Below are 3,446 nucleotides of genomic sequence, written 5' to 3'. Positions count from 1 at the left end.
GCCGCTGATGTTTGCCACTGGGGTGCTGACGGCGCTGATGGAAAGCGGGCTGATCTTTTACTCAGGGCGGGTGGTTGATCTGATGGCCGGGACCGGCGCCGCGGCGTTCTGGGCCGCGCATGGCACGGAGATGCTGCTGGCGCTGTTTTGCGTGCTGATCCTGCGGCCGGCATTGACCGGGCTGAACCATCTGCTGCTGGAGCAGACGCTGTCGTCGAACCTGCAGGAGCAAGTGCGCTGGCAGGCGCACCGGCATCTGCTGGGCCAATCGGTCGGCTTTTTTCAAAACGATTTTGCCGGGCGGCTGAGCAACCGGGTGATGCAGATGGGGCCGGCGGTGCAGGACAGCGTGCATATGCTGTTCGAGGCGATCCTGTTTGCGGTCACCTATATGATCGGCGCGGTGCTGGTGCTGTCGCAGATCGACTGGCGGCTGGCGGTGCCTTTGGTGCTGTGGGTGGGTTTGTACATCCTTTATGTGCGCCACGTGGCGCTGAACGTCGCGGCCACCGCCGAGAAATGGTCGGACGCGCGGTCGAACGCGACAGGGCGGATCGTGGATGCCTATGGCAATATTGAGACGGTCAAGCTGTTTGCCCGCAACCAGCAGGAGCAGGTCTATGCCTTGTCGGCGCTGCGCCGCCTGCGGGCGCGGTATCAGCGGTTCTTGCGGATGATGACGACGCTGGCCTTTGGCAGCATCGCGATCAACGGCGTGCTGATCCTGATCGTGGTGGCCCCCGCGATCTGGCTTTGGATGCGCGGCCAGGTCAGCGTCGGCGAGGTGGCGGCGGCCTCGGCCCTGACGATCCGGCTGAATGGGATGAGCGGCTGGATCCTGTGGGTGACGATCCGGCTGTTTGAAAACATGGGGGTGATCCGCGAGGGTTTGCGGTCGCTGTCGGCGCCGCATGGGATCACCGATGCGCCGGGGGCGCCGGCGCTGCAGGTCGGCAGGGCTGAGGTGCGGATCGAAGGGCTGACGCATCACTACGGCAACACGCGCGGCGGTGTGAGCGGAATCGATCTGCATATTCCGGCGGGCCAAAGGGTTGGCATTGCCGGGCCGTCGGGGGCGGGCAAGTCGACCCTGATCAACCTGCTTTTGCGGTTCCGCGACCCCGAGGGCGGGCGCATCCTGATCGACGGGCAGGACATCCGCGGGGTGACGCAGGAGAGCCTGCGGAGCCAGATCGGGGTGGTGACGCAGAACACCGCGCTGATCCACCGATCGGTGCGGGCCAATATCCTTTATGGCAACCCCGGCGCCAGCGAGGCGGAAATGATTGCCGCTGCCAAACGCGCCGAGGCGCATGAGTTCATTACGGCGCTGCGAGACCAGGCGGGGCGCACCGGCTACGACGCCCATGTGGGCGAGCGCGGCGTGGCGCTTTCGGGCGGCCAGCGGCAGCGGATCGCCATTGCGCGGGTGGTGCTGAAGAACGCGCCGGTCCTGATCCTGGACGAGGCGACCTCGGCCCTGGACAGTGCGGTCGAGGAAGAGATCCGGAAAACCCTGATGGATGTGATGCAGGGCAAGACGGTGATTGCAATTGCCCACCGGCTGTCGACGATTGCCCGGATGGACCGCATTGTGGTGCTGCAGGACGGCCGGGTTGCCGAGGACGGCAGCCATCAGGCGCTGCTGGCCGGGCAGGGGATCTATGCCGGATTGTGGCACCGCCAGGCGGGACCGTCCGGGCGGGTCTTGGAACCGGCCGGCTGAGGCCTGCTGGATATTTCGGCATAGAGAAAAGTAAAACCGGTGTGCAGGGATGCACACCGGTTCTTTTCCGCAGTGGCGGGCCCGGTTGCTAGACAGCTTTTGCCGCGGGGATCTTGTTGCGGGTCCGGGCGCGGATTTCTGCGATATCGCTTTTCAGGGTTTGAAAAACCGCATCTCCGAACCATTCCAGCGAGGCCTCGCAGCCGGGCTCCTGTGCCAAGGCGGATAGGAATCCGCTGTAATCATAAGCACCGTCGAACAGCGGCACCATGCCGTCGCGGCTGCCTGCCGCGCTGTAGACGTTGCCGGGGGCAAAGACCCCGAGCCGGTCGCGGGCGGCGACGTTTTTCTGGTGGTAATGCGCAATGCGGGGCAACAGGATGCGGCGGGCCTCGACCGGGTCGCCGCCGCCTTCCCAGACGTGCAGGGCGTCGAAATTGATCATCAGCGCATCGTGATCGGCGGCATCGATCAGATCGCAGGTGCTGGCCAGCGTGTCGGCCAATGTGCCGGGGTGGGTTTCAACCAGCAGCCGCAGCCCGTGATCGGCGGCGATGGTGCAGGCCTCGCGCAGGGCGCCGATGGTCTGGCGGCGCTCGTCAGGGGTGGCGGCGGCGCTGCCGTGCTGGCCGGCAAAGGTGCGTAATTTCCCAGCCCCCCATGTCCGGGCCTGGGCGCACAGCGCGACGGTGCGGCGGCGCAGCAGATCGGGGTCCTGCAGCGGCAGGTAATCGCTGATCATCGGCACCGACAGCCCCTGCGCTGCCATCCACTGGGCGTTATGCAGGGCCAGCGGCGGCTGGCTGCGGGCATGCACGCCCCACAGCTCGATCCCCTGGAAGCCGTTGTCACGGGCCCAGAACGCAATGTCCTTGAGGCCGATGAGCTGGTGGCGGAACGAGATGGTGCAAAGGGATATCTTCATGCCGGAAGCTCCTGCGGCTGGGGGCTGGCCGGAAGACTGGGCGGGGCTGGCAGGTTGGCTGCGCACCAGGCGTGGAACTGGGTCTGGAGCGCGGATTTGATGGTGAATTCCAGCTCGTCCAGCGCCTCCAGCGCGGCGAACAGATCGGGGATCATTGCGCGGTCGCCGGTATGGGCGATGCGGGCGGCCAGGAAGTGCAGGCTGCGGAAGCCCTCGCACAGCGCCTCGATCCGGTCGCATTCGGCGTCGAAGGCTGCAAACGCTGTGTCCAGCTCCTGCCAGAAGAAGGCAAAGGCGTGCTCATAGGCGTATTTGCGCAAGGACAGCACCGGCAATTCACGCACCGCGTTCTGCAGGTCTGCCAAGGCCAGCGGGCGTGCGGGCAGGCAGTGGTATTCAAAGATCCGGCGCAGGGCGCTGGTCAGCACATTGTCGTCCGGCCGGAAGGTTTCATTGAAATAGGCGGCCAGATCCTGCGGGTGCGGCGCCCGCGCATGGCCGCTGTTGATGATATAGCCGCCTGCGACGGTGGGCTGCGCCATGGCATTGAGGATGGTTTCGCGCGGCAGGCCGCCGCGCCAGCGGTAGTCCGGATCATAGAGGTGCCAAATGTCCGGATCGTCTGTCGGCTCAATGATCACGAAATGCGGGAAGGGGTTCTGATTGTACTTATTCTCGCGCTCGGGCAGGTGGTACATGTCGAGGAAGACCACCAGCTGCTCGTCATCTGATTTTGCGGACAGCAGCCGTTCGAAACGGGTCAGGTTTTCCGCCTTGGTCCGGCTGTGATCGTAC

Annotated in this window: 3 protein-coding genes; 1 reads left to right on the top strand and 2 read right to left on the bottom strand. The window is 65.2% G+C overall.

Features of this window, described 5'->3' with window-relative positions:
* Nucleotides 1-1,726: ABC transporter ATP-binding protein (locus tag VOI29_RS23450; RefSeq protein ID WP_323784174.1), on the top strand; the 1,726-nt coding region annotated here is incomplete at its 5' end.
* Between the two features lie 88 nt (nt 1,727-1,814).
* Here the strand turns inward: VOI29_RS23450 and VOI29_RS23445 are convergent.
* Nucleotides 1,815-2,651 (bottom strand): sugar phosphate isomerase/epimerase, encoded by an 837-nt coding sequence (locus VOI29_RS23445; RefSeq protein WP_323784172.1) that lies wholly within the window; start codon nt 2,649-2,651, stop codon nt 1,815-1,817.
* A partial coding sequence (locus VOI29_RS23440; RefSeq protein ID WP_323784170.1) for a DUF6005 family protein occupies nt 2,648-3,446 on the bottom strand: 799 nt, incomplete at its 5' end. The genes VOI29_RS23440 and VOI29_RS23445, both read right to left, overlap by 4 nt.

The organism is Leisingera sp. (assembly GCF_034669605.1).
GTDB lineage: Bacteria > Pseudomonadota > Alphaproteobacteria > Rhodobacterales > Rhodobacteraceae > Leisingera.
The sequence above is the reverse complement of the archived record's forward strand: the minus strand, read 5'-3'. Positions and strand labels throughout refer to the sequence as shown.